The following is a 25344-nucleotide window of genomic DNA, read 5'->3' as shown; positions in this document are numbered from 1 at the left end:
AATATATGTTTCGCTTTCCTATTTTTCTTACTATATAATAGCAGACAAAATATTAACCACTGAATGATCTACCGTTCATACGATGCAATGATTTCCTTACTATCCGCTATTTTATAATCAAGCGTTTCCAAATTACCAATCAAATCAAATGTCATATCCGCATTAACTTGCAATTCATCTTCAATCTTAACTGCAGACGGCTCAACTTTTAGAAATACTGTTAATCCATAAGGCTTCGTTTCAGACTGTATCTGTATGCTATCATAAGAATATCCTTCCTGATACTCTTGCCCACTTACAATATTTATAACATTCGAAGAATCTCCTACATAATCTGTCTTGTACTGTGACAGGTTAGGAATCTCGTACAGTTCTTCTTTTCTGCCACATGCAGAAAGCAATATTGCTGATACCGTAAATAAAATAATTGGAATTACTTTTTTCATCATGAACCAGCTCCTCTTCACACTTTGATATAAAACAGCCTGCCCAATGAACCAGAAACTGCCATATATTTGCTTCTTTATTTATAGATCAGCCTTTAAACAAACGAAGCATAAATCATAAAAATTTCTGCAATCAAAATAATTCCTAAAACACAATCAATCATTAGGTTATATTGACCAACTGTTAGCCAAGTCTTCGAATGCATCAGAACATACTTTATACTTTTTATACCACTCAAGATTGTAACAGCCAGAAGGAGTATCGGCATTAAAAAAATTTCTATCTTATTGCCAAAGTCATCTGCGACTCCATTTCCAGCAAAGTGAACGGGAATAATCTCCGGTAAGAAAAAGAAGCTTATTATTGCAATCGCAATTCCAACGATGCAAATTCCCCATGTTAATTTCCTGCTGCTTATACCATCCATAACAGTGCCTTCCTCTCATATGTCAGATACTGGTACTTACTCAAAGCCCTCTAATAAGCTTACTTTTTGAGCAATTCTATAACAACCCAGCATGTAGCTATTGTTTGCATCAGAAAAACGAAATCACACACATATTTCATTCCAAATTTCATAGAAGAGCTCCCAATCAATCCAAAACCTATGCAAGTCGCACCTATGCTGAATATCAAAGCCAGAATACAAATAAGTACCTTATATTCTTTTTTCATATCCCTTTCCTCCCACATCTACATTAATTTGTTGATAAAGATTTAAGGTTCCATATTTCTATTTTACATGAAGAATATGCTGCCTTGCCTCATCCGGAACGATATCTAATAAATATGTTTCCTTAGAAGAAATTTTTTCAAGAAACTCATCCAGTAAATTTTCTTCCTTACCTTCTGCTATTGGCAGAAGGTCCTTATACAAAACCGTAGGAATTCCAATAGAATACTTTTCTTCCTCATATACGAGAGAACCAAATGTCCAGTCTTCCTGTTCCTCTGGGCCTAATTCCACAATCAACTCAACAATCGGCAAATAATGATATATTTGCAGGAAACTTAAATTGACTTCAATCTGTTCCATTCCACCCTCTGGGTCTTTTTCCGTTATCTCTATTCTCTTTCCTGTTACGGTCATTACAACTAAAGAATTTTTTGGAGGTTTTCCATTTATCTTATCTATTGATTTTGCTTGAATATAACCACGTTCCATAGCATTTGAATCATAAGCGCTATAACCTTTTGATTCGAAAACACCATAATAACGGTTCGAATTGTTTATTGCTATTAGATCCGGTGATTTGTATGTAGTTTTGCCATTAACTGAAAAAAATCGATGTTTTTTTATGCGTGGATATGAACTAAAGTTTGATATCATCGATAAGTGAACCATATACTCATAACCATATTTTTTCTTTCCCAGTACAGTGATAAGTATCATTCCAATCCAATAATTAATTGCACCAATTTCTGTACTATCCAAATAGACTTTTCTTGCAGGATCGAATAAAAGTTCTCCGTTTGGCAATAAAGCAACATATGTTTCAAACAGTTTAATTTTGAAATATATCTCCTCTTTACGATTTCTTTTGTTCGCCTTGTTCAAATATATATCTGGCATCCCAGCTGACACAATAGCATCCATTAGTTCCACTCCGGTAAATGACAATGTTCCATTGCTTCTTTTATTGTGGTCAGAAATTTTTCCAGGTTCCAGATACAACTCTATATAGTAAATATCTCCACGTTTTATCTTCATCGCCTGATTCCTCGCAATTAATCGTATTCGAATTCAATTGGTTCCCATCTCTACTTAAAGCATATTTTTCAAAGAATTGAAAATCTCAATATTCGTAAGAGACAATAATCTTTCTGCAAAAATCACAATTATAGGCAGCTATGCGGTCTCCAGATATCCTTGCTGCCAACTCTGGATCCGTATTTAACCGCAAACTCTCAGAGCCTTCTTTCCACTCCAGTCCTGCCCCTGGACCAACCGCATGCAACTGACCCTTTCGCATTTTTCCTTCACAATATGGACATCTCATATTCACGTCATCTCCTTTAAGTAATTAAAGTTCCTCTTGTTCCCGAGAATTATCCTGTTCCTGGATAGCTTGTATATCTTCTTTCGAATATAATTTTTGCCTAAATGTTCTTTTCTATTTTTTCTCGTTTCATACGTTCTTTCATCAATAAAACAAATTGAACGGTCCATATTACACACGCTGCAAAACATCCGATTCCACTGTATAATAAATCTATGGCTGCACCGGCTACAAATGGCAGTGCCATCCACATCATCCGATTTCCATATACTCTGCACATTTCTTTTTCATCATACTGTTTTCGTTCTTCCGTAGATTTCATATTATAGCCAGACAAAAATGCAGCGGCCTTTCCATTTGATTTTACAAAACTGATTCCAAATAAAAACATAATCACTGCCATTCCCAAATCAAAGATAACACAGATTATCATTGTAGACACCTCACTTCCCACTCTGGCTATCAAATAAAAAAAGCCAAACACAACAGTAAAACTTATTATGTTTGGCTAGGTCAACTTGTTATTTTTTTATCACTTCTTATGGTTGTATTATACTATATATTTCTCTATAGTAAAACAATTTTTTGTATTATTTTTTATTTTAATATTATATTTCTACTATCATCAATTTTTCAGATATTTTCAACGCATAAACAATGCTATTAACTACAATATTTCCAGAAAATTCATCATAGGTTTGTGTTGCCACAAAGAAACGCTGGCTCTGAAAATCAAAACCGTCGTTCCAAATTGTCTGCTTTTTCTTTTGCCGTCGTGCGGCAGATAATCAATTCGTTCTATTTTGAACTTCTTTTATGCTACCTGATGTCTGCAATAGGAATGAATCGCCAAGAATGTAAACACAAATAATTCAATTCCTGCCGAAAGCAAAATAATATGCGGTGTCCAGAAACTCATCCCACCGATATTCAGATAATTGAAATTTGCAAGCTGATAAAGGAAATTGTTCTGCATACCAATTCCGGCAGATGGAAGTATGGTAGAGAGCCATGTTGCTCCCACCGCCACATAAGCAAAAAGCGGCATGAGAAGAACTACAATAGAGATCAGCAAAACTGTCAATGGATCTCTTCCTCTTATATTTCTTCGTTTCCCCAAAAAGTCCCGTTATTGAGTGCTGCATCCACCCGGCGGATTCCTACCAGCTTCTTTTCATTTATGCCAAAATAAAACCGATAGCGTTTTCCCTCCAAAACTTTTACATTTTTATCCAGCAAAAGTTCACTCTGCCGTCCGGCCGGATCACTCACCCGGATTTTCCGTAATCTTGCAAAGGGATTTTTCCCGTCTATCCCGGTTACCAGCCCTTCCACGATTTCATAGGTCTTTTTATCCGCGGTGCGGAAAATAAGATATGTTCTTATAAACCCGATAATCCCAAGCAGGAAAGACCAGAAAATAAAAGTTTTGTCTTTCATCCATGTTCCCATAAATGATCCGAAAAGCAGGATAAAAAGAGACAGGATACCATATCGCTGGATCCTGTCCTTAAAAAAATCCGGTATATTCTGATAACGTGTTCCAAAATCTTCCAAACATCTATACAGCCTGTGCCAATACGGATGTTCCGTTTGCTTCAAGGCAGTCCTCCCTTCTTATGTTGTCGATCACAAGCTGTTTCTTATAGTAAAGCTGCGCTACACGGCTTATAAATTCCCGTTGTATCTGTTCCTGGAGGGAATCTGCTAAATTGGGTTCCCTGTTTTTTGCCTCTTCTTTTAAACATTTCAGGTGGCAGGAAACATCCCCTTCTCTTTGAAGATAGGAAAGTAGCTGGTATTCCTCTTCTGTAAGCAGCGGCTTTTTAAAAGCCCTCAGTGAAAACTTCAGTCCTTTTCCCATGGAAAGGGCTTCCATAAAATGCTTCATGCGTTCTGTCCGTGAAAAGGCCATGGGAGCCATGACTGACCGGCTGATAATGCTGTATACAGCTTCCTCTTTGGTACATCCTTCTGTCAACACAACCAGGCCCCGCTTTACCAGACGGTTCAGGCAAAACTGAAAATCCTCTTTGTCCGCCCATTCCTGTGCCTGTTTTTCTCCAAGGCTAAATACAAGAAGACGATGCATCTGGGAATGGACCTTATCCTCTTCACAGAAAGACCAGGTGAGCGCAGCCCACAAAATAGTTTCCATTTCTGTAAGTACTTTTTCTTCCCCATCTACCCAGACACAAAACCTTCCATCTGCATCATCTTTTTTCATTCCGATTGCTGTATACCATCTCATGACATTTCCTCCTTGTCATTTTCACTCTTTCTAATCTCTGCTTCTGATCTGTTTTCTTTCATATAACTTGTTACCCATACATCATTTCCAGGAGTTTTGGAAGTACATACCCCAAAAACATGCCTGCTGCCGTACAGATTCCGATATTCGGCCGCCGCAGTTTCCATACTTCCTGTGTTTTGGTCCCGATAATCCTTGTTCTTCCCGGTACGATCCACCTGAGTTTCCGATAAAACTCCATGAATCCCTGATTGTCAAAGCCAAATGATCGTACACAGAAAACATCCCGTTCCTGTTCTTCTTCATCCAAAAGGAAAAAGCTTTTCTGTTCTTTCCCTTCTTTTCGGATCACGATATAAAATTCCGGAATTCCCCGTCTGGTTCCTTCTACGATCTTATCCATCTCATCGTAAAAGATCCTGCAGGACTCATATTTTCCGTTTTTTTCCGGCTGGCAGACTGCCAGGCTGTCCTCTTCAAGTGCCATATAACAGTTTTCTGCCTCCATGATCCTCCGGCTGATTTTTATGGCCTGACGAAGAAGCAGGATTATCGCAAGTGCCAGTGCAGTACACAAATATACAAGATCCCAGCATCTTTTCTGGTATATGAAAAAGTATGCGCTGATTCCCTCTGCCACACTGCATATTGCTGTCATAATAAAATACTGTTCTTTAAGGTCCATCAGATGATATACATCATCTTCTGTCGCCTGTAGTCTCAAGGGCATCCATCCTTTCCGTCATGCCACGCTTATTTTATCCGGGGATTTCTTTTTCTCCTCTCGGCTTTTTATATAGTCTGTACATTCCCGGATGGTCTGTTCACACAGGTAATAAGAAAATTTCCCGATATGTGTGTCCTTTTCCCGGAGATTCAAACGGTTCTGAAGCCAGATATATGTGCTGTGTTTGGTCATATAACCATTTTTCCAGATTGCATCCAAAGCTCTGTGTGCTTCGATCCGCTTATTACGCAGATTGCTGTCAGCCATGGTTCCCATGGGACGCATACTTTTTTTGTGTGCCCCAATGTATGAATCACAGGAAGGATAGCCGCTGCATACATACAGGTATTTCTCCGGATCCAGGTTGTTATCCCCATAGACATAAGCTGCAGGCCTAAGTACCCCGGGTCTTTTGCAATATGGACAGTACAAGGTTTCCCGCATCTGTTTTTTCTTCTTTTTTGCCATCTGACGTCACTCCTTTCCATCTTTATCTCCGATGTTAAAGAAATCCCTTTTTCTGTGTCAACAGAATTCTTTGAAAATCATAAAAACATTTTCAGGAAGCTCTTTTGATAAGCCTTGTGATAATGCCTTCTGCCACTTCATAGTTGTCGTTGATGCGGGTCACCACAAATCCAATCTTATCTTTCTTTCCCGGAAGTGCGGACATATTGCAGGAATGTGCCACGGCATTGACTCCGATATCAAGGCGGATAAAATAGGTTCCCTTATAGACTTCCGTAATGATCCCTGTATATTTTCCCTGTTTATGGCATTTCCGGAGGTTATCTTTATTGATATTGGCTGTCGGACTCTTTGCATCCACTTCTATAATGATCTGGTCAACAGAGCTTGCTTCCACCTTATTGACCATGACCAGCACCAGATCACCTACCTGGAATTTTTCTCCGGCATCTACCATCCACTCCCAGGCCATGTCCCTGGCCCGGACAGATACTTCTACACCAAAGACTTCCAGGCGGACTGCTTTGGGAGCTACCGCGATCACCCTTGCTTCTACGATCCTGCCTTCATAGAGCATTGGTTTTTCTGTATCTTCCCCAAGGTAAAAAGTCTGTCTCTTTTTAAGCATTGCATCTTTTCTGGATGCTACAACGCTCCGGCTCTTGTTATCCAGATCTTTGATGATGAAATCAATATCACAGCCGAGCATGTTGTTAGCAATACGGACCTGACGGTTTAAGGTATCCGCGTTTTCACGCCCGTCTCCCTGAAGGTTGATCATCATTTCATTCATTGGGATAATGATCCGAAAGCCATTAAAGTATGTAACAGCAACCATCCATCCACTCTCCAGTTTTTCAATGCCCCCGAGCTGGCCCGTCAGGATCTTTCTGGTACGATGTGCATTCAAAAGCTGATGCCATCTGGCTTCTTCCTGTTCCTCCATGCTTTCAACCTGCGCGTCTACATCGATTGTCAAAACACCATCGTAGACTGCACGCGGAACATCTTTTTCCCCGTTTCCCGCCAAAACTGTTTTTTTGGTATCCTCCATATACTTCCTCCTGTTCTTATTTATTTTTTGTCTTCTCTGCTCCATCCAGAAAACTCCTTTTCCTCCGGTACTCAGGAAAGACAAAAGAAGACACAAAAAAAGCAGCCCGTTTAAAGCTGCTTTCTTCATGCCTTCTTTTTACAGATACCATTCTATAATACATGGAATTCTATGTCAATATTACCTCGATTGCAATAGTGTCGCATATTGATTCCTTTTATGAAGCCTGTACGACAGAAGGATTTGGTAACACTAAGAACTGCCAGATTCCTGTGTCCTTATAGAAAATTCCATCTCATGGAACAGATGTTAATTCCATTATGCGGGATATGATGTCTATCATTTTGGAAGGCGCCATTGATCAGGAACTGGATGAAGAACTGGGATATTCCAAATATGATTATCGAAATAAAGAAACCGATAATTCCAGGAATGGACATTCCCAGAAAACGTTACATACCAGTTACGGAGATATGGAGATTGATATTCCAAGGGATGCCTTCTTTCATCAGCATAATCATTGTATCAGGATAAAGTTCACAAAGTATCCGCAATACGTTCCCATAAGTTCATGTCATTATTAGAATCGTACATATTTCAGTGTAAAAAGTTCACTATTCAAATTCTGATTATTTATAGTTAATATGTTCTATCAAAATGACTATTTTCTTTTTCATTATTTAATTTAACAAAACAATTCCTATGCCAAAAGGCGGAGTTCACTTTACATTTTCCCCACTAAAGCTGAACAAGTCGAACTCTGTATATGATATTATCGTATACAGGAATATGTTTTGTTTGGTGTATCGAAGAAAATAAAAGTAACGGCATTGTATGTTACGAAAGTGATATACAGTGTCGTTATTTTTATGCTATAATGCGGATATGAATTTAACAAATCGGAATTGTGCGCCCAGACAAGGGCGAGTAGTCTAGCAGGTGGAATGCCTGTCTGGTAAGGTCTAACCAACCGCCAGTAGCGAGTCCTGGGTGACTGCCAGTAATGGTAGTTGCTAAGCGTAGACAGCGAGAAAATAGAGAGTGTGATTGAGCCTCGAAATTTTGATATCTAGAAGGCTGACGTTTTAATTCCAGCGGAAAGCAACACAAACCAAATCGTCATGGTAAGAAATGGTTTGCTTCTGCGGGGTCAAAGAGCACTTTATGTTTTACATTGTGACTATTCAGTCAACTGGGGAGAGCCTGTTGTTTCTTGTCATTGCAAGTATGGCAAACAACTGCAAAAGGGAGAATGCCAAAAGAACAGCAGGCAGTCAGATAGCTTCATAGTACTGAAGAAGTTGGGTAATGCCAATGGAGGGAAGGGAGCTACATAATAATGGTCTTTCTGAGGACACATCAACCGTACTCAGGGACGGAGGTATTGATGGAAACAAAATTGGAAAGAATAGCAGAAATATCGGCAAGTTCGCCGAGACCAGAGTTCACATCGTTGTATCATCTAATCAATAAAGAAATGCTTCTGCAATGTCACAAAGAATTAGACGGAAGTAAGGCAGTTGGTATGGATGAGATTACGAAGAGAGAATACGAGAGGAATCTGGAACAAAACATAGATGACTTGGTAGAAAGATTGAAAAGAAAATCATACAAACCACAGCCATCAATTAGGGTATATATCCCTAAAAGCAATGGAAAACTTCGACCATTGTCTTTTTCGTGTTTGAACCCCCAAAGCATGATCTGATAAAAAATCGGCATCAGGTCACGGCCCCGCTCGGTGAACGAATACTCTACATGAGGCGGGATTTCATTGAACTGTACCCGGTTGATGAAACCGTCCCGTTCCAGTTCCCGCAGGGAGTTGGTCAGCATGGTATTGGTGATGCCCGGAAGTTCCTTTTTTAAGGTGCCGAAACGGGCCGTATCATGGATGCACAGCTCATAGAGAATCTGTGTTTTCCACTTTCCCTGAAGCATCAGAAGCAGCGGCGTGACCGGGCTGTTGCCCAGATCGGTGACGATTCCCTTCTTGACATCGCGCAGATATTCCTCATATGTCATGATATGATCCATCTTGATTCCTCCTGTTTATAGCCTTGGTCAGTAGTTTGATACTATGTACGAACTTTCTGCGTACTTGCTTTCGTTTTCGGATACCGTACAATATTTATACAATGAATCGTCAAGAGAGGAGGCAACAAGGTGACTTCTTTAACCATAGAACAAAAAAGAGTGGACATATACCCAAGCGCAAAGCCGGGCAGCCCAGTTATCTATCTCAACACCTTTTCCAATGCCGTTAACAGTGTGTATAAAAACCTGATGGCGCTCGGCTGCCCAGATTTCTGTCTGGTGGCGGTCAGTAAGCTGAAATGGGATCATGACATGACACCGTGGTATATGGGGCCGATCTCTAAACACGATACGCCCTGCACCGGGGGTGCGGATGATTACCTGAAACTGCTTCTGGATGAAATTATGCCGGAAGCGGAAGCGCTCCTTCCCGGTGCGCCCGCCTGGCGGGGCCTCGCCGGTTACTCGCTGGCTGGGCTGTTCGCCCTCTACGCTCTCTACCAAACGGATGTGTTTGCCCGCGCAGCGAGTATGTCAGGTTCCTTCTGGTTTGAGGGCATCATGGAATATGTGTGCTCCCATGAGATGAAGCGCAAACCTGACTGTCTGTATTTTTCTCTCGGAGACAAGGAGAGCTCCACCGATAATCCGATTTTGAACGTTGTGCAGCAGAATACGCAGGAGATAGAAACACTGTGCCACGGGAAAGGCATCGAAACCACCTTCGTACTGAACAGTGGCAGCCACTATCAGGCGTGCAACAAGCGCACAGCGGCTGGCATTCACTGGATATTAAATAGATAAACCGACAAGGAGATAAAACGATGGATACGATTTATTCGCTTTTTCAGAAAGTAGTTAAAGAACATGAAAATGCCCCGGCTATCATTGAAAACGACCGCGCCATGACTTTTGGAGAGCTGTCCAACATGGTGGATATGATCACGTGCAGCTTTCCGCAGGAAGTACACAGCATCGGCATCGTCATGCGTCACCGAACCGAGATGATTGCCTCGATTCTGGCGGTACTCAAATGCGGCGGCCGATATGTCCCAGCCGAGCCGGATTTTCCCACCGGGCGCATCCATGACATGATGACCGAGGCACAGGTGGATTTTGTGCTGACGGAACACGCCTTTGCGCCCAAACTGAGCAGTTTCCCCATCCGCTATACAGATTGTGAGATCTGCGGCGTGGAGACGCCCTCCTGGAAGCGCAACGCCATCGAAGACCCGGAACGCCCCGCCTATGTGCTGTATACGTCAGGTACCACCGGGCGGCCCAAAGGTGTCTGTGTCACCAACCGCAATGTTTGCCATTATGTCCGTGCCTTTGCCAACGAGTTCCATCCCGGCCCCGGTGATGTCATGCTGCAATATTCCGTCTGTTCTTTTGACATCTTTGTGGAGGAAGTGTTCACCAGTCTGCTGAATGGTGCCGCTCTGGCCATCCCCGCTGACGAGGATAAGGCCGACATCCATGCATTGATGGCTTTTGTGGAACGCCACCATGTGACTATGATCAGCGGCTTTCCGTATCTGCTGGCAGAAATGAACCACCTGTCTGTCATTCCGTCCTCTCTGCGGCTGCTTATCAGCGGCGGCGATGTGTTGCGGGGCGTTTATGTGGATCACCTGCTGAACAAAGCAGAGGTTTACAACACCTACGGCCCCTCCGAGACAACGGTCTGTGCCTCCTATTACCGTTGTAATAGTGGAACTGTGCTGGAGGACGGTACCTATCCCATCGGTCATCCTGTACTAGGTGCGCAAATCAGGATTCTGGATCAGTCTGGCAACGAGGTTGCCAAAGGGCAGACGGGTGAGATTTGCATTTATGGCGGCGGTGTATCTCTGGGCTACATTGGCGACCATGCCGAGGAAAACAGAGCTTTTGAGCGGCAGCCGGACGGTAGCACCATGTACCGCAGCGGCGATTTGGGCTATATCCTGCCGGATGGCAACATTGCATTCCTGCACCGCAAGGACGACCAGATCATGATTTACGGCAAGCGGGTGGAACTTGCCGAGGTGGAGTCCCGGCTCTATCGGTGCAAGGATGTGCAGCAGGCTATTGTCCGGGCTTTTACAGACGAGGATGGACTGTCCTATATGACCGCCTATGTGGTGCCTTCCGACAATAAGCTGAAAGTCTCGGAAGTAAAAAAAGAACTGTCTGAAAATTTGACTTCCTTTATGATCCCAGAGTTCTTTGTGAAGATGAAGCAGATTCCTTTGAATGTCAACGGTAAGCCGGATGTGTCGAAACTGCCGGTGGTAATGAAAGCGGGGGCATTATAATGGAGATTCAGATCCGGCAGGCCACGATCCAGGACCTGAATGTATTGATGCAATGGCGAATGGAAGTCTTGCATGAGGTATTCTCCATCCCCTCGGAGCGGTCTGTAACAGAGCTGGAATCGGAAAATCGCCGCTACTATCAAACAGAACTGCCGCAGGGCGGACATATTGCCTGCTTTGCCTACGTAGGGGAGGAAATCGTCGGCTGCGGCGGGATATGCCTCTATCATGAGATGCCCTCACCGGACAATCTAAACGGGAAATGTGCCTACCTGATGAACATTTATACCCGGCCGCAGTTTCGCGGACACGGCATAGGGAACAGAATCGTCAGGTGGCTTGTAGAGCAGGCTCGTCAGCGGCATATTTCAAAAATTTATCTTGAAACCTCAAACAAAGGCAGGCCGCTGTATCAAACAATCGGTTTTGCCGATATGAAGGATATGATGAAACTGTCCCGCGAAAAATAAGCAAAATCAAAGGAGCATACATACAATGGAGCCAATCATCTGAAACGTTGAAGTAAAAAGCGTCCTCACAAAATCCAATTTGCCTGTGAGTGATTATTCGGTCAATCCTTATGTGGGCTGTGGCCACGGCTGCAAATATTGCTACGCATCTTTTATGAAGCGTTTTACCAATCACCCGGAGCCCTGGGGAGAGTTCATAGACGTTAAATTTTGGCCGGAAATCAAACACCCGGAGCGGTATGCAGGGAAAGAACTGTTTCTCTGTTACGTGACCGACCCATATCAGCCGCTGGAGGAAACCGCCTGCCGCACCCGCGCCATTTTGGAGCAGATGCAGGGCAGTGAATGTAGCCTCAGTATTGCTACCAAGTCTGACCTGGTGCTGCGTGACCTTGACCTCATTAAAACATTCCCCAATGCGCGGGTATCCTGGTCGATCAAACACACTGGACGAAGATTTTCGCGCTGATATGGACAATGCAGTGAGCATTGAGCGGCGGCTGGCCGCTATGAAAGCATTCCATGATGCTGGTGTGCGCACCACCTGCTTTATCTCGCCGATTTTCCCCGGCCTCACCGACCTGCCCTCCATCATCCACCGGGCGAAGAATCAATGTAATTTGGTCTGGCTGGAAAACCTAAACTTGCGGGGCGGTTATAAGAAAACGATTTTTGACTATATAACGGAAAAACATCCAGACCTGCTGCCGCTGTACGATACCATTTACAATAAAAAAGAACGCAGCTACTGGTCAATGCTGGATGCGCAGATGCGGCAGTTTTGCCAAGAGGAAGGGCTACTGTATGTCCAGGATGATGATTCCATCAAACGCCCTTTCAACGATCCGCCTATCGTGGTCAATTATTTTTTCAACGAAGAGATAATCCCTCGGCCAAAATGCAGAAGAACAGGTAATCAAAACTATATAGTAACATGCAGAAAGCTAGAAGTTGTAGAGGTGAGGTTATGAAACGCGCAGAATTAGAATCAGACATATAACGCCGAGACAGATTATCCGTGGCTCAAATATCCGAATTATGAGGTGTTCCGGCATTGTAATAATCGGAAGTGGTTTGCTCTGATTATGGATGTACCAAAGAACAAGCTGGGGCTGCAAGGCGAAGAAATGCTGGAAGTAGTCGATTTCAAATGTGACCCAATTCTGATTGGCACACTACGAGAGGAACCCGGCTTCTTCCCGGCGTATCACATGAGCAAGGATAGCTGGATTACTGTTGCACTGGATGTGCAGCGTATCAGATGACAAAATCAAAATGTTGCTTGATATGAGTTATGAAGCAACGATACCCAAAACATGCAAAAAGAGATACTGATAAATTCAAGTTTGGAGAATTGAGAAAATCGGAATTTTGGAGGTTATTATGGCTTTTGATTTTAAAAAAGAGTATAAAGAATTCTATATGCCGAAGAACAAACCAGAGATTGTAAATGTACCTAAGGCAAATTATATTGCAGTTAGAGAAAAAGGCAATCCAAATGAAGAAGGCGGAGCATATCAACAAGCAATCAGTGTTCTATATGCTGTTGCATACACATTAAAAATGAGTTACAAGACTGATTATAAAATTGAAGGATTCCTCTCCATTTGATAAGTACAAAATAAGTTCATAATACAAGTACATTTTAAGTACAAAACATGGTAAAATGGTTTAAATGAACTTGTTTTAAGTACTCTATATTTTATTATTAGGGGAGAGCATCAAAAATATGAAGAAAGAAAAGCGATATTATCAAATCCGAATGGATTATTTCTGGCTTTCCATTCTGGCAGTCATAATACTGCATGATGTTTCATCGTTTTAAATTCTTCATCGGTTAATTTTTCTGGTTTTTCCAGAATCTCATTCCCGATTGCGACCTTTCCTATGTCATGTAAAGCTCCGGCAATATACATTTTCTGATAGATATCCTTATCAAATCCCATGAACCTTGATATTTTTTCCGCACCTTCCGCAACACCCATTGAGTGGTTACTTGTAAAGGGTGATTTATAGTCCACAATATGGGCAAAAAGATCTGCAATAGCTTTAATCTGTGCAAAATTAAGTTCCAGCTTTATTCTGGGTACTTTCTTCCACAACATCGTATCCAGGGTTTCATTATCAATCATATGAATTTTTTCATCTGAAAAAGCATTAAAAAAAACTTCCACGCAGAAGGAATCAAACAATTTATCTTTTGACTTTATTACAAATTCTTCTGTTCTTTTCCACTCATCCGAATCTGATTTCATAGATCGGCAAAATATATCTATCGTATCACACATATGGATAATCCTTGCAAAAAACGGTACTTCATTCCATTGTTTTCCAAAAGGTTCACTTCCATCAGCGTTTTCATGGGGGGGGTACAGTATGACATTAGATACATCATTATGAAACGGTATATTTTTCAGAATTTTTTCTCCTATGGTACAATGCCTTCCCAGCTTCGTCACCCCGTTACGTAAAGCGTCATTTTGAAGCTCTTCCTGAATATATTGTGCCACTGCATTGTCGTGCAGCAATGCACACTCTGCCAGATCCTGCAGACTTTGACCCTGTATACCCATTTTTTTCAGCAGTACAAACCGCCATATATGCCACACGTTTAGAATGATTGTTTGTTACTTTAATCAGCTCTGCCTCTACACAGTCCAATGCATATGAGCAGGCTGCTAATAACCCCAGCACATCAAATTTCATTTTTGATCTTGTCTCCTCCTTTGTTCTGTTTTCTGAGAAATCTGGAATATGCTTACCATGACAGATTTCTCAGCCTCGGATCAATAAAAGCATATGTTTTGTCTTTTCTTTAATTTTTCCATGACCGTTGGATATTTTTTATAATCTGTGTGAGGTAAGGCCTGGGCAGCTACCATCTGTTCCAGAAAATCATCCACTTCCGCAAATTGTATATAAGTCATTTCTTCCAGTATCTGATCAATATCTGCAAGAAGTTCTTTGTTCAGCAAAAGCTTCTGTGCTCCTTCCAGCGAAGAATTTCCAGCATTGATCATCTTCTCCCGTTCCATGTCAGGATACATCCCAATGGTAATGGCTGATTCCACAGATACATATTTTCCAAAAGAGCCGGCTACATAAAATCGATCTGCCTGATTCAGTTCAAGTCCAGATTCCCGGAGCATGATCTCAACCATTATATGTGCTGCGGCTTTGGTAAGAATAAATTCGTCGATATCTTTCTGATAAAAATACAGACCCGGAGCATATTCTATGCAAAGCTGACCTTCTCGTTTCTGAATAAGATTCGTTTTTTCAGGAGAAAACTTACCACGAATATCTATCCATCCTTCTAAAAAAAGTTCCGCAATCAGATCGACAATACCGGAACCGCAGATACCCTTAGGGCTAATTTTTCCTGAAGAGTTACCAATTACATGAACATGGATTTTTCCACCTCTTATCCTCACGCTGTCCACTGCTCCGGCATCTGCCCTCATCCCGGTATGTACTACACCGCCTTCCAATGCAGGCCCCGCCGCACCGGCGCCGCAAAGAAGAAAATCTTTATTTCCTATCACAAGTTCACCGTTGGTTCCAATGTCAAAGAAAACACTGATTCCATCCTTTTTATATAATTCCGTTTCAATCATTCCACTGATGATGTCACCACCCAGATAATTAGACTTCGCCGGATAACAATATACATAACCATTCAGCGGAATGTCCAGATCTTTTGCCGGCTGGAATCCCGGACGGTCTGCATGAACAGCATGTGGCGTATAAAAGACACAGAAAGCATCTATTCCCAAAAGAAAGTGGATCATGGTGGTATTGCCTGCTACTACCATAGACAGACATTTTCGTGACACCGGATGCTTTACATCCAGCTTATCCATGCACTCTATAATAGACTCAACTGTAGCAAGCCGTATCTCTTCCAGTTTTTTCCTGTCATCTTTGCAGAAAAAAATACGTGATAAAATATCGGTTCCCCACTGAATCTGTTTATTAAAGCAGCTCTCTTCTCCCAATATCTCACCACTATTACAATCTAAAAGTCTCACCACTACCGTTGTACTTCCAAGATCCACAGCCAGCCCATAATGCTGTCTGGCTGTATCTCCGCTTTCTATATCAACCAGCTCCCATTTTTCTCCATTCCAGGAAAGCGAAACGGTTATTTTCCAACCTGCACGATCAAGTAATGGATATAGTTGTCTCAACATGCGAACCGGAATATGAACCTCCTCTTTCACGCCCTCCGCGGATAAAGCTTCCAGAATGCGCTGCTGGTCTGAACGCTGATCCTCTTCGGTTGGAACAGAAAGATCAAGATATAATTTTCGGCTAAGACCTCTCATAGTATTCATCTCCCTACAATTTGTGCATTTTTTATTCTGTAAAAAAAGAAGGTCATCCGTTATATCACATACTTGACATCCTTCCTTTTCATTGTTATTTATTATACTTCTGAGAAGATTAATGATAATCCTGCTGTCATCAAGCACTGAACGATATAATCTTTCACCCCAATAGTCATATAGATTTTTGGTATCTTCTATTTCAGCTTTCGCCTTCATCTCCAGGCGATGCCTTCTTTCATCAGCATAATCATTGTATCAGGATAAAGTTCACAAAGTATCCGCAATACATTCCCATAAGTTCATGTCATTATTGAAATTGTACATATTTTAGTATGAAAAGTTCACCATTCAAATTCTGATTATTATTTCTCCACATACTCTTCTGCCATATGTACTGCCATAGCACCATCTGCCACTGCTGTTACTATCTGACGAAGTAACTTTGTTCTGACATCTCCTACAGCATAAACACCCGGAATACTCGTTTCAGTGTTTTCACCTGCCACAATATATCCTTTATTATCCAGTTCTATCTGATTATCTAAAAAATCTGTTGTCGGTTTTCTTCCTATACTCACAAACACGCCGTCACATTCTATAATGTTTTCTTCTCCTGTAACTGTATCTTTCAACCGCACACCAGTCAATCGTTCTCCATAAATCAGTTCATTTACTGTATTGTTCCATCGAAACTCTATATTTTCAGTTTTCATCAGCTGGTCATGGTAGATTTTCGTTGCACGTAATGTATCTCTTCGATGAACAATGATGACTTTCTTAGCAATTCGACTTAAAAGAACAGCATCTGATACAGCAGAATTTCCACCACCAACAACCACCACGATCTTATCTTTATAAAACATACCATCACAGGAGGCACAATAAGCAACCCCATGACCTATCAATTCTTTTTCTTTAGCGAGACCAAGTTCTCTTGGATTTGCTCCAGTAGCAATCACTACTGTTTTCCCAATATAAATTCCCGAACTAGTTTCTACTCTCTTAAGCTTTCCTGTTAAATCCATATTAAAAACTTCAGCATATTCACTTTTAGCGCCAAATTTTTCCGCCTGTTTTTGCATTTTCTCTGCCAATGAAAATCCGTCAATTCCATTTTCAAAACCAGGATAGTTATCAATCTGCCAGGTCAATGACATCTGACCACCTGCAGATAATTTTTCTAAAACAATGGTATCAAATCCTGCTCTGGCTGCGTATAATGCTGAAGTATACCCTCCAGGTCCTCCCCCCACGATAATCATATCGTAAACATGATTTTCATTCATACAGCAGTCCTCCTTTTATTTTTCCAATGCTTCATTAATAAAATTCTCTATCATTATTTTTGATTCAGGTGCAACAATAGAATCTATTGCCTTTCCATTTCGATATAAAACCAGCGTAGGAATCACCTCAATCTTTTCAGCTTCTGCAATCTGTGGTTCTTCATCAATATTTACTTTTCCAGCAACAAGAATATCGCTGTATTCTTCACTTATTTTTTCATAAGCTGCTCCAATTCTACGGCAATAACCACACCAAGGTGCCCAGAAATCAACCAAAACCGGTTTTTCCTTATGAATTAATTGTCCAAACTTTTCTTTATTTATATTTATAGATGTCATATTTTTCAACTCCTTCTCCTATTTGAACTTAATATACCCCAAATAAGTGCTTGCTTCCGTGATGATATCACAGAAAAGATAATTTACTTTATTACACTTCTTTTTATTTCTATTTATGGCATATGCCAGTTATATAATTGACGCATCTAAAAAAAGCAAGTATACTATGTTCGTAAAGGAGATAACGGTTATGAACTTCGAAAATTGTTTTCCACTATGGAATGACTTAAATACAGCACAGAAAAAACTAATTTCAGACAATTTAATCACACGGGATGTAAAAAAAGGAACGATCATTCACAATGGAAACCTGGACTGTACTGGATTATTACTGGTTAAATCCGGGCAGCTTCGAACTTACATACTTTCAGATGAAGGACGGGAGATTACACTTTACCGTCTGTTCGATATGGATATGTGTCTTTTATCCGCCTCATGTATCATGCGGTCTATTCAATTTGAAGTAACCATTGAAGCAGAAAAAGATACGGATCTTTGGATCATCCCTGCTGAAATCTATAAGGGCATCATGAAAGAATCTGCTCCTGTCGCAAACTATACCAATGAGTTAATGGCTACCCGTTTTTCTGATGTCATGTGGCTGATTGAACAGATTATGTGGAAGAGTTTGGATAAGCGTGTTGCTTCATTTCTTTTAGAAGAAACATCCATTGAAGGAACAAATGAACTGAAAATCACTCACGAAACTATCGCAAACCATCTTGGTTCCCACAGGGAAGTTATTACTCGAATGCTTCGATACTTTCAAGGCGAAGGACTCGTCAGACTCTCTCGCGGCAAAATAACAATCCTTGATTCGAAAAGACTGGAAACACTACAAAGATCATAAAACGTTTTTTTCTCTAAAGAATCCTCCATTTATCAGAATTATGAAAGTCATTCTAATAAATGGGGGATCTTTTTATACTACAATCAAACTATAAAAATATTTTATTTATTTCTAATAATCCATACCACATGCATATGATCTTTCAATCAGTGCATGGTCATTAGCCACTGCATCATAAAAGCGGAATCCACCTGAAAAGTTGTATGTTTCATATCCATTTCCTTCCAAAATACGGCTTGCAATATAACTGCGTAGCCCACTCTGGCATATCAGGTAAACAGGCTTTCCCTTCTCAACTTCATTGATACGTTCCCTCAGTTCATCTACAGGAATGTTTTTAAATCCATTAATATGGCCCCTGCTAAATTCACCTACTGTTCTCACATCCAGCAACACAGCATTTTTATCTTTAGAAATCTTATCCATATCTTCCAAATGCCATTGTTTTAAGGTTCCTTTTGCTATATTGTCTATCATGAATCCTGCCATATTTACAGGATCCTTTGCAGAGGAATATGGCGGTGCATATGCGAGATCCAAATCTTTCAACTGGGTTGCCTTCAGTCCTGCATGAATTGCTGTTGCCAGCACATCAATACGTTTATCAACACCTTCATATCCAATAATCTGAGCACCAAGCAAACGATAAGTCTCTTTTTCAAAAACCACCTTCATGGTCATCACTTTTCCACCAGGATAGTAACCGGCATGACTCATAGGAGAAAGAATTACTGTATCTACATCTAACCCTGACTTTTTGGCATTGGTTTCATTGATACCTGTAGTAGCTGCTGTCATATCAAATACTTTGATAACGGAGCTTCCCTGACTGCCCAGGTAACGACTATCACCGCCACAAATATTATCAGCAATGATTCTGCCCTGTTTATTGGCTGGTCCTGCCAAAGAAATCAGCGCATCATTACCCGTAACATAATGTTTTACCTGAACTGCATCACCTGCAGCATAAATATCCGGTACAGAGGTTTCCATTCTGTCATTCACTACAATACTTTCCTTGATGCCAAGTTCCAGACCGGCTTCTTTTGCTAATACTGTGTCTGGTGTGACTCCGATTGCCAGAACTACCATATCAGCCTGAAGGGATGGATTATCTTTCAACAGGACCTCCACTCCGTTGTCTTTTTCTTTAAATCCTTCTACTGTATAGCCCAGTACCAGTTTTATCCCATGCTTTCTCATTTCATTATGGATCATGGATGCCATATCCGGGTCAAAAGGGTTCATCAGCTGCTTAGGCCTCTGGACAATCGTAACATCCATGCCAAGCTCCCTCAAATTTTCTGCCAGTTCCAGACCAATAAAACCGCCACCTGCCAATACAGCCGATTTTGGATGATTCTTATTTATATATTCCTTTATCCGAAAAGTGTCTTCTACAGTACGAAGTGTAAAAAGTTTATCAATACCTACTCCGGGAAGTCTCGGCTGTGTTGGCTTTGCACCTGGAGAGAGGATCAGCTTATCATATTTTTCTTCAAATATCTCACCATTCTCTAAATTTTTCACTGAAACCGTTTTACGTTCCGGATGTATGGAGATAACTTCATGATGAATTTTCATGTTAATACGGAAGCGTTTAAAAAAACTCTCTGGTGTCTGTAGTGTAAGTTCTTCCGGGTCTGTGATCACGTCTCCAATATAATATGGAAGTCCACAATTTGCATAGGATATGTATCCGGATCTTTCAAACACAGTAATTTCAGCATGTTCATTCAGTCTGCGTATTCTTGCTGCGGCTGTAGCTCCTCCGGCTACACCTCCTACAATTATTACCTTCATCTTATTTTTCCACCTTTCCTGAGTAAGCTACAATGCCACCGATATTATTTACTTTAGAATATCCCATTCGTTGCAGTATCCCAGTTGCCTGGCGGCTTCGTGAACCGGAATAACAGTATACAAACAGTGGGATATCCTTATTCTTCGCTACAGAAGCAATATTGTCAAGTTGCTGCAACGGCACATTTTTACTTTCTGGTATATGTCCTTCCTGATATTCCTGCGGTGTACGTACATCCAGCAGAACTGCATCATCAGTCCTTTTATATTCTTCTATGCCTTGATTAATATTCGACTGTTTAAAGAGATCAAAAAATCCCATTAGCACACCCCCCCTAAAGCATTTCTAAAATCGCATTCTTAGGTCTCGCCCCTGAAACCTGCTGTACAATCTTCCCATTCTTCATAACCACTAAAGTTGGAATGCTCATAATACTGAACTTATTTGCCAGTTCAGGCTCTTCATCTACATTAATCTTTCCAACTTTAATATCTCTACGCTCACTTGCAATCTCCTCTACAATAGGTACTACCATACGGCAAGGCGCACACCAAGATGCCCAAAAATCTAAAAGAACGGGTTTATCGGAATTCAGTACTTCGTTCTGAAAATTATTTTTATTGATATTAATAGCAGACATTTTACAGTCCTCCTTATCTTTCTCTTTTTGTAGATTTATTATAGTCTTAATTTCATTTATTTTCCGTGATTACATCACCATACCTCATTAACTTAACTTCTTGCCATACCATCTACACTTAATATAACACCTGTAATGTAACTCGCCTCATCTGAAGCAAGAAACACAAACGCGTTGGCAATATCTTCTGGCTGTCCAAGACGACGCAATGGAATTCTTTCAATCATAGGTTCGATAACTTCCTTTGGCACGGCCTTCATCATATCAGTTTCTGTAATCCCAGGTGCAACAGCATTAACACGAATACCTTTAGGTCCTAGTTCTCTTGCTAATGATACAGTCAATCCGTTTACTGCAAACTTCGATGCCGGATAAGCAAACCCACTTGGCTGTCCCGAAATACTCACCATGGAAGAAGTTGAGAGAATGACCCCCTTGCCTCTTGCCACCATACATTCTGCTGCTACACGAGTAGTATTAAATACTCCTTTTACATTTAGATCCATGACTTTATCAAAAGTCTCCTCTGTATAATCCATAAATGAGGTGTTTTCTGAAATCCCTGCATTATTTACCAGTATGTCGACACATCCATATTTTTCAGTTGCCTCTTTAAAAGCCTTTCTGACAGACTCCATGCTTGCCAGATTTGGACTAATTCCAGCAACTATTGCATTGGGATATTTTTCTTTTAATTTATCTACAGCAACATCTGCCGATTCCTGTGAACTTGCTGCCAACACAACTGAAGCACCTTCCTTCAAGAATTTATCAGCTGTAGCAAATCCTATACCACGGCTTCCACCCGTAATGATTGCAACTTTATCTTTTAATCTCATTTAGACTACCTCCTTACTTAGTTTCTAACTACATTATAAGCAAAAGGTAGATTATTTTCTGTGATATCATCACAAAATATCGCAATAAAAAACCCTGTTGCTCACGCACCAGGGTTTTGGTTTATCCATCTGTATTTAACACAAGATTAGGCTTCTATTCAACTTCTGAAAACTGATCTTTTCCAACATTACATAATGGGCATTCAAAATCTTCTGGAACATCCTCCCACTTTGTTCCTGGTGCAATACCACCTTCAGGATAACCTTCCTCTTCATCATATTCCCATCCGCAAACGTCACATACATATTTCATTAGTTTGTTCCTCCTTCTATTATTATAATAATCAATATTACTGATTACCTTTTATTTAAAATAATCATTCAATCATCATTTTTTCCGTTCAAAAACATATTCTGCATCTGATGATAAATCAGAGCGGAATGAATAGCCTAGTCTATCAAATTTCTTAATATCCTCAGGATTTTCAATTCTGTTTTCAGCCATGAACCTAACCATTTCACCACGGGCCATCTTAGCATATGTACCTTTTGTCACCAGTTTATCTCCTGATAACTCACAAAATGTAATCGTAATGTATCTATCCTGTCGTGTCAGATATTTTTCTATGCACTTAGAGTATTCTTTCGATGCCAGATTGATTATAATCCTGCTGTTATCAATCACTGAGCGGTATAATAAATCTCCCCAGTACTCATACAGATTTTTTGTTTCTCCTATTCCAACCTTCGCCTGCATTTCCAAACGATAAGGTGTCACACCATCCCTTGGTTTTAGCACACCATAAAATGCAGATATTATTCTCAAATGATTTTGTACATACTCGAATTGACTGTCCTCAAACACGGATGGAGCCATATATTGAAAAGCAATTCCTTCATATGATAAGACAGCTGGGGTAAGTAAATGATAAAGATCCATGTTTTCCAATCTATTGAAGTTCTGTTCTGTAATTTTGTCATTACATTTCCAGATAGTCTTCAGTTCTTCTTTTGACTTACTTTTCAACCAACTTTGTATCTCTGTCGTCTTTTCAATAAATTCAGGCAATCCATCCGGCGCTATGCTGTCAGTATCTGTAATCATCTTTTTAGCAGGGGATAATATTATCTTCATTAATCTAATTCCTTGAGCATATTTTCAGGATCATTTGCAGCCTTGACTTTATCATTTGCCTTTATAATAATCCCCTGTTCATCAATAAGATATGTGGTTCTTACTACTCCCATAGAGACTTTGCCATAATTTTTCTTTTCTTTCCATACATCATACGCTTCAATAACTTTCCGCTCTGGATCTGCTAAAAGTGTAAATGCCAATCCATATTTTTCCTCAAATCTCTTATGAGAGGATACAGAATCCTTACTGACTCCAAGAATAACTGCTCCTTTTTCGGTAAACTGAGGGTATCGCTCAGAAAACCCACATGCCTGTTTCGTGCATCCCGCTGTATTATCCTTGGGATAGAAATATAAAATCACTTTTTTTCCTGTATAATCCGATAATCTATGTATTTTCCCATTTTGATCTGGCAACTCAAAATCCGGTGCCTTAACCCCTACTTCCAACATTATTTATCCCTCCCTTTCTGTATCTTTCTCTTTATTCGCCTTTTTCTTCCCATTCCCGGTAATCATTTTATGACCTGTATATATCGCCATTACCATACATAACATAGAACTTAAAGCAAAGTATTTGTGACTTGATTTTTGCTTTTTATATCCAGTGTAAAAAGTCCCAAGCATTGTGATCAATGCTCCTACTGACCAATATTTATGTGCTTTCATGTAATTCCTCCATTTTTTCAGTGTATTCAATTCTAATTATACGCTACCATATTCCTATGTCAATTTGATAATAGAGCATTCCTATAAGTTTTTTCAAAATATCATTGTCAAAACTATGTATTGTTATCCTTTAATTTTTCTTTGAAATAATTGACAAAAAGCTTGCTTTCAAGAGATTACTATTTAATCTCTTTTCCATCTATATATAGTTGAAATTTATCAGGATTATTGACAACATCATAGTCCTTTCCGTATTCTACAGGTCTATATTCGGCTGTCATTACCGATTCCCCGTCTTCAATATCCTCTTTCCATAAATAGATGTTCATATCAATGCTCGTCGCATATCCTCTGTCTGTGGAGAATTTTGTCGAATGAAAAGAGACTTTACAACTTAAAATTGGATAAAAAGGACAAAAAAAAGAAGAGCTGCTTGCTCTTCCCATATAGTAGTAGTAAAATAATATGTCATGCCAGCGCAATATATTACCTAGAATATCGCTATAACAGGAAAGGGGCTGCATTGTGACAGCCCCTAATTTACTTCATCACGTTGTCTACATTCTGAGTGAACTCGTTCCCTGGTTTATTTTAGCATCGGTCTGGATTTTGTTTCATAAAGATAAATTTTGCCACAGAGCGGTCGTATGTTTTAATGTGTCCAAACAGCCAGTCGATTACATTTTTCTGTACAAGTTCACTGAACCGATCTGTTGGTCCTTCATACTCCTGAAGGTATTCATACAGTTCTTGAATTGTCTTTTTAAACTCTTCATGTTTTTCATAATGTTTTTCACGCTCTGGATAACCGGATTTTTCCTGAAGCTTTTCCTCTTCTTTGAAATGAAAGTCAGTATATTCATCCAGATAATCCAGCATTTTGATTGCTTTTACTTTGCTGTCGCCATTTTGACAGGCAGTTACAAAGTTCTGGATACGGTCAATCAATTCTTTGTGCTGTGTATCGATTGTTTTATTTCCTGTTACTAAATTGTCATCAAAGGTAATGTTTAAATCGTAAGTCATAATTTGACCTCCATTTCTTTTATATGTTCTCTTAGGCTCTTTTAATGTCTGGCAGTTTCGTACCTGCATTTTCTGCTTAGTCTTCTACAGGAACGAAAACATCTTTTCCTAATCCGCAGATTGGGCATGTCCAGTCATCTGGAATATCCTCAAATGCAGTTTCTGGAGCGATACCGGCGTCTGGATCTCCTACTGCCGGATCATAAATATATCCACATGGTTCACATTCATATTTTTTCATAGTCATTTTCCATTTTCAATGTCGATTTATTTTTGTTACCAAGTTCCTAGCAATTTTTCTAACACTTTGTTTCTTGTATATCTGTATTATACATGATAATTATTCTTTTGTCAATAATAGTAATTATTATTATTTTTGCACTTAGCATAAACTGATATTTGAATTGCACATTTACATATTGTATATATCATGGGAATAGTTGAATAAAAAAATGAACTCTATTCATTAAAGACAGAGTTGCTGGAAATTATTTCTCTCCAACAACTTTCTTCGTCTTTAAGTCCTTGAAACACAATACTGTCCCATCAGATTCATCCAACTGTTATATTTATTCTTTTCACACACCTTTCGACAAATTTCATTTTCCATCAATACACAGAACATCTTATCATAATCAAATGCCCAAACAGCACCATTCACATGGTTTT

At 40.2% G+C, this 25344-nt stretch carries 32 protein-coding genes and 5 pseudogenes; 8 read left to right on the top strand and 29 right to left on the bottom strand.

Annotated features, from left to right (window positions below):
- Nucleotides 1-68: 68 nt before the first annotated feature.
- The 12 genes from G5B12_RS04860 to G5B12_RS04810 form a co-directional block, all read right to left on the bottom strand.
- Complete coding sequence (locus G5B12_RS04860; protein WP_092072171.1) at nucleotides 69-449, bottom strand: DUF4825 domain-containing protein; 381 nt, start codon at nucleotides 447-449, stop codon at nucleotides 69-71.
- 92 nt (nucleotides 450-541) lie between these two features.
- A complete protein-coding gene (locus G5B12_RS04855) occupies nucleotides 542-874 on the bottom strand; it encodes a DUF1648 domain-containing protein (RefSeq protein ID WP_055056115.1) in 333 nt (110 codons plus the stop codon).
- Nucleotides 875-933: 59 nt separating this feature from the next.
- On the bottom strand, nucleotides 934-1122 hold the full coding sequence (locus tag G5B12_RS04850; protein WP_055056116.1) for a hypothetical protein: 189 nt from the start codon (nucleotides 1120-1122) through the stop codon (nucleotides 934-936).
- Between the two features lie 58 nt (nucleotides 1123-1180).
- Nucleotides 1181-2158: a hypothetical protein gene (locus G5B12_RS04845; RefSeq protein WP_174087834.1), complete on the bottom strand. Its 978-nt coding sequence runs from the start codon at nucleotides 2156-2158 to the stop codon at nucleotides 1181-1183.
- Nucleotides 2159-2243: 85 nt separating this feature from the next.
- A complete protein-coding gene (locus G5B12_RS18475; protein WP_420314364.1) occupies nucleotides 2244-2447 on the bottom strand; it encodes a PF20097 family protein in 204 nt (67 codons plus the stop codon).
- A gap of 100 nt (nucleotides 2448-2547) precedes the next feature.
- Nucleotides 2548-2880: a DUF3784 domain-containing protein gene (locus G5B12_RS04840; RefSeq protein ID WP_059085790.1), complete on the bottom strand. Its 333-nt coding sequence runs from the start codon at nucleotides 2878-2880 to the stop codon at nucleotides 2548-2550.
- Between the two features lie 381 nt (nucleotides 2881-3261).
- Complete coding sequence (locus tag G5B12_RS04835; RefSeq protein ID WP_244096043.1) at nucleotides 3262-3531, bottom strand: hypothetical protein; 270 nt, start codon at nucleotides 3529-3531, stop codon at nucleotides 3262-3264.
- A 14-nt stretch (nucleotides 3532-3545) separates the two neighbouring features.
- Nucleotides 3546-4004, bottom strand: coding sequence for a hypothetical protein (locus tag G5B12_RS04830; RefSeq protein WP_174087833.1), 459 nt, complete (start codon nucleotides 4002-4004; stop codon nucleotides 3546-3548).
- Nucleotides 4005-4008: 4 nt separating this feature from the next.
- Nucleotides 4009-4698 (bottom strand): hypothetical protein, encoded by a 690-nt coding sequence (locus G5B12_RS04825; RefSeq protein WP_154780670.1) that lies wholly within the window; start codon nucleotides 4696-4698, stop codon nucleotides 4009-4011.
- 70 nt (nucleotides 4699-4768) lie between these two features.
- Nucleotides 4769-5422 carry a hypothetical protein gene (locus G5B12_RS04820; RefSeq protein ID WP_154780671.1) on the bottom strand — a complete coding sequence of 218 codons (654 nt, stop codon included), beginning with the start codon at nucleotides 5420-5422 and terminating at the stop codon, nucleotides 4769-4771.
- Nucleotides 5423-5440: 18 nt separating this feature from the next.
- Entirely contained in the window at nucleotides 5441-5893 is a 453-nt protein-coding gene (locus G5B12_RS04815) for a zinc-finger-containing protein (RefSeq protein ID WP_055066318.1), read from the bottom strand.
- A gap of 91 nt (nucleotides 5894-5984) precedes the next feature.
- Complete coding sequence (locus G5B12_RS04810) at nucleotides 5985-6947, bottom strand: S1 RNA-binding domain-containing protein (protein ID WP_110925766.1); 963 nt, start codon at nucleotides 6945-6947, stop codon at nucleotides 5985-5987.
- A 287-nt stretch (nucleotides 6948-7234) separates the two neighbouring features.
- Here G5B12_RS04810 and G5B12_RS04805 point away from each other — a divergent pair.
- A pseudogene (locus G5B12_RS04805) lies at nucleotides 7235-7444 on the top strand (transposase); the annotation flags it as partial.
- 994 nt (nucleotides 7445-8438) lie between these two features.
- On the opposite strand, the gene G5B12_RS18470 reads toward G5B12_RS04805, so the two are convergent.
- Nucleotides 8439-8984: a winged helix-turn-helix transcriptional regulator gene (locus tag G5B12_RS18470; protein ID WP_118069893.1), complete on the bottom strand. Its 546-nt coding sequence runs from the start codon at nucleotides 8982-8984 to the stop codon at nucleotides 8439-8441.
- Between the two features lie 129 nt (nucleotides 8985-9113).
- Between G5B12_RS18470 and G5B12_RS04795 the strand changes: the two genes are divergently transcribed.
- From G5B12_RS04795 to G5B12_RS04770, 6 genes and pseudogenes are all read left to right on the top strand, one after another.
- Nucleotides 9114-9788, top strand: a complete 675-nt coding sequence (locus G5B12_RS04795) for an alpha/beta hydrolase (RefSeq protein WP_118338790.1) — start codon at nucleotides 9114-9116, stop codon at nucleotides 9786-9788.
- Between the two features lie 20 nt (nucleotides 9789-9808).
- A complete protein-coding gene (locus tag G5B12_RS04790; RefSeq protein WP_118512127.1) occupies nucleotides 9809-11284 on the top strand; it encodes an amino acid adenylation domain-containing protein in 1476 nt (491 codons plus the stop codon).
- Entirely contained in the window at nucleotides 11284-11754 is a 471-nt protein-coding gene (locus G5B12_RS04785; RefSeq protein ID WP_005924656.1) for a GNAT family N-acetyltransferase, read from the top strand. The genes G5B12_RS04790 and G5B12_RS04785 overlap by 1 nt, the downstream gene beginning before the upstream one ends.
- Nucleotides 11755-11833: 79 nt before the next feature.
- Nucleotides 11834-12725 (top strand): annotated as a pseudogene (locus tag G5B12_RS18255) (radical SAM protein).
- 33 nt (nucleotides 12726-12758) lie between these two features.
- Nucleotides 12759-13019 (top strand): annotated as a pseudogene (locus G5B12_RS17400) (MmcQ/YjbR family DNA-binding protein); the annotation flags it as partial.
- Nucleotides 13020-13137: 118 nt separating this feature from the next.
- Nucleotides 13138-13353, top strand: a pseudogene (locus G5B12_RS04770) (GyrI-like domain-containing protein); the annotation flags it as partial.
- Between the two features lie 194 nt (nucleotides 13354-13547).
- On the opposite strand, the gene G5B12_RS04765 reads toward G5B12_RS04770, so the two are convergent.
- The 5 genes and pseudogenes from G5B12_RS04765 to G5B12_RS04750 all read right to left on the bottom strand — a co-directional run bounded on the left by G5B12_RS04765 (nucleotide 13548) and on the right by G5B12_RS04750 (nucleotide 17710).
- Nucleotides 13548-14327: an HD-GYP domain-containing protein gene (locus tag G5B12_RS04765; RefSeq protein ID WP_244096042.1), complete on the bottom strand. Its 780-nt coding sequence runs from the start codon at nucleotides 14325-14327 to the stop codon at nucleotides 13548-13550.
- A gap of 213 nt (nucleotides 14328-14540) precedes the next feature.
- A complete protein-coding gene (locus G5B12_RS04760) occupies nucleotides 14541-16082 on the bottom strand; it encodes an ASKHA domain-containing protein (protein ID WP_106492201.1) in 1542 nt (513 codons plus the stop codon).
- 114 nt (nucleotides 16083-16196) lie between these two features.
- Nucleotides 16197-16313 (bottom strand): annotated as a pseudogene (yaaA, locus tag G5B12_RS18250) (peroxide stress protein YaaA); the annotation flags it as partial.
- Between the two features lie 134 nt (nucleotides 16314-16447).
- Nucleotides 16448-17371, bottom strand: coding sequence for a thioredoxin-disulfide reductase (gene trxB, locus G5B12_RS04755; protein ID WP_118069888.1), 924 nt, complete (start codon nucleotides 17369-17371; stop codon nucleotides 16448-16450).
- 15 nt (nucleotides 17372-17386) lie between these two features.
- Entirely contained in the window at nucleotides 17387-17710 is a 324-nt protein-coding gene (locus G5B12_RS04750; protein ID WP_015524989.1) for a thioredoxin family protein, read from the bottom strand.
- Nucleotides 17711-17876: 166 nt separating this feature from the next.
- Between G5B12_RS04750 and G5B12_RS04745 the strand changes: the two genes are divergently transcribed.
- Complete coding sequence (locus tag G5B12_RS04745; protein ID WP_106492460.1) at nucleotides 17877-18560, top strand: Crp/Fnr family transcriptional regulator; 684 nt, start codon at nucleotides 17877-17879, stop codon at nucleotides 18558-18560.
- A gap of 111 nt (nucleotides 18561-18671) precedes the next feature.
- Here the strand turns inward: G5B12_RS04745 and G5B12_RS04740 are convergent, their stop codons facing one another.
- The 11 genes from G5B12_RS04740 to rd form a co-directional block, all read right to left on the bottom strand.
- Complete coding sequence (locus G5B12_RS04740; protein WP_118069886.1) at nucleotides 18672-20363, bottom strand: FAD-dependent oxidoreductase; 1692 nt, start codon at nucleotides 20361-20363, stop codon at nucleotides 18672-18674.
- Between the two features lies 1 nt (nucleotide 20364).
- Nucleotides 20365-20685 (bottom strand): rhodanese-like domain-containing protein, encoded by a 321-nt coding sequence (locus G5B12_RS04735; RefSeq protein ID WP_015524982.1) that lies wholly within the window; start codon nucleotides 20683-20685, stop codon nucleotides 20365-20367.
- A 13-nt stretch (nucleotides 20686-20698) separates the two neighbouring features.
- On the bottom strand, nucleotides 20699-21004 hold the full coding sequence (trxA, locus tag G5B12_RS04730; protein WP_005421612.1) for a thioredoxin: 306 nt from the start codon (nucleotides 21002-21004) through the stop codon (nucleotides 20699-20701).
- A 92-nt stretch (nucleotides 21005-21096) separates the two neighbouring features.
- Nucleotides 21097-21843, bottom strand: coding sequence for an SDR family NAD(P)-dependent oxidoreductase (locus G5B12_RS04725; RefSeq protein ID WP_005421611.1), 747 nt, complete (start codon nucleotides 21841-21843; stop codon nucleotides 21097-21099).
- Between the two features lie 154 nt (nucleotides 21844-21997).
- Nucleotides 21998-22156 carry a rubredoxin gene (locus tag G5B12_RS04720; RefSeq protein WP_005339874.1) on the bottom strand — a complete coding sequence of 53 codons (159 nt, stop codon included), beginning with the start codon at nucleotides 22154-22156 and terminating at the stop codon, nucleotides 21998-22000.
- A 75-nt stretch (nucleotides 22157-22231) separates the two neighbouring features.
- Complete coding sequence (yaaA, locus tag G5B12_RS04715; protein WP_005421606.1) at nucleotides 22232-22978, bottom strand: peroxide stress protein YaaA; 747 nt, start codon at nucleotides 22976-22978, stop codon at nucleotides 22232-22234.
- The gene (bcp, locus tag G5B12_RS04710) at nucleotides 22978-23433 is read right to left on the bottom strand and encodes a thioredoxin-dependent thiol peroxidase (protein ID WP_055053844.1); all 456 of its coding nucleotides are present in this window, start codon (nucleotides 23431-23433) and stop codon (nucleotides 22978-22980) included. The genes yaaA (G5B12_RS04715) and bcp overlap by 1 nt, the downstream gene beginning before the upstream one ends.
- Before the next feature lie 3 nt (nucleotides 23434-23436).
- Nucleotides 23437-23649, bottom strand: a complete 213-nt coding sequence (locus G5B12_RS04705; RefSeq protein WP_174087832.1) for a DUF6219 family protein — start codon at nucleotides 23647-23649, stop codon at nucleotides 23437-23439.
- Between the two features lie 179 nt (nucleotides 23650-23828).
- Entirely contained in the window at nucleotides 23829-23978 is a 150-nt protein-coding gene (locus tag G5B12_RS04700) for a hypothetical protein (RefSeq protein ID WP_015524977.1), read from the bottom strand.
- Between the two features lie 262 nt (nucleotides 23979-24240).
- Nucleotides 24241-24675 (bottom strand): bacteriohemerythrin, encoded by a 435-nt coding sequence (locus G5B12_RS04695; protein WP_015524976.1) that lies wholly within the window; start codon nucleotides 24673-24675, stop codon nucleotides 24241-24243.
- 76 nt (nucleotides 24676-24751) lie between these two features.
- Entirely contained in the window at nucleotides 24752-24916 is a 165-nt protein-coding gene (gene rd, locus G5B12_RS04690) for a rubredoxin (protein ID WP_015524975.1), read from the bottom strand.
- Between the last annotated feature and the right edge of the window lie 428 nt (nucleotides 24917-25344).

Source organism: Blautia sp. MSK.20.85, assembly GCF_013317245.1.
Taxonomy (GTDB): domain Bacteria; phylum Bacillota; class Clostridia; order Lachnospirales; family Lachnospiraceae; genus Blautia_A.
This window is presented reverse-complemented; position numbering and strand designations above follow the sequence as displayed.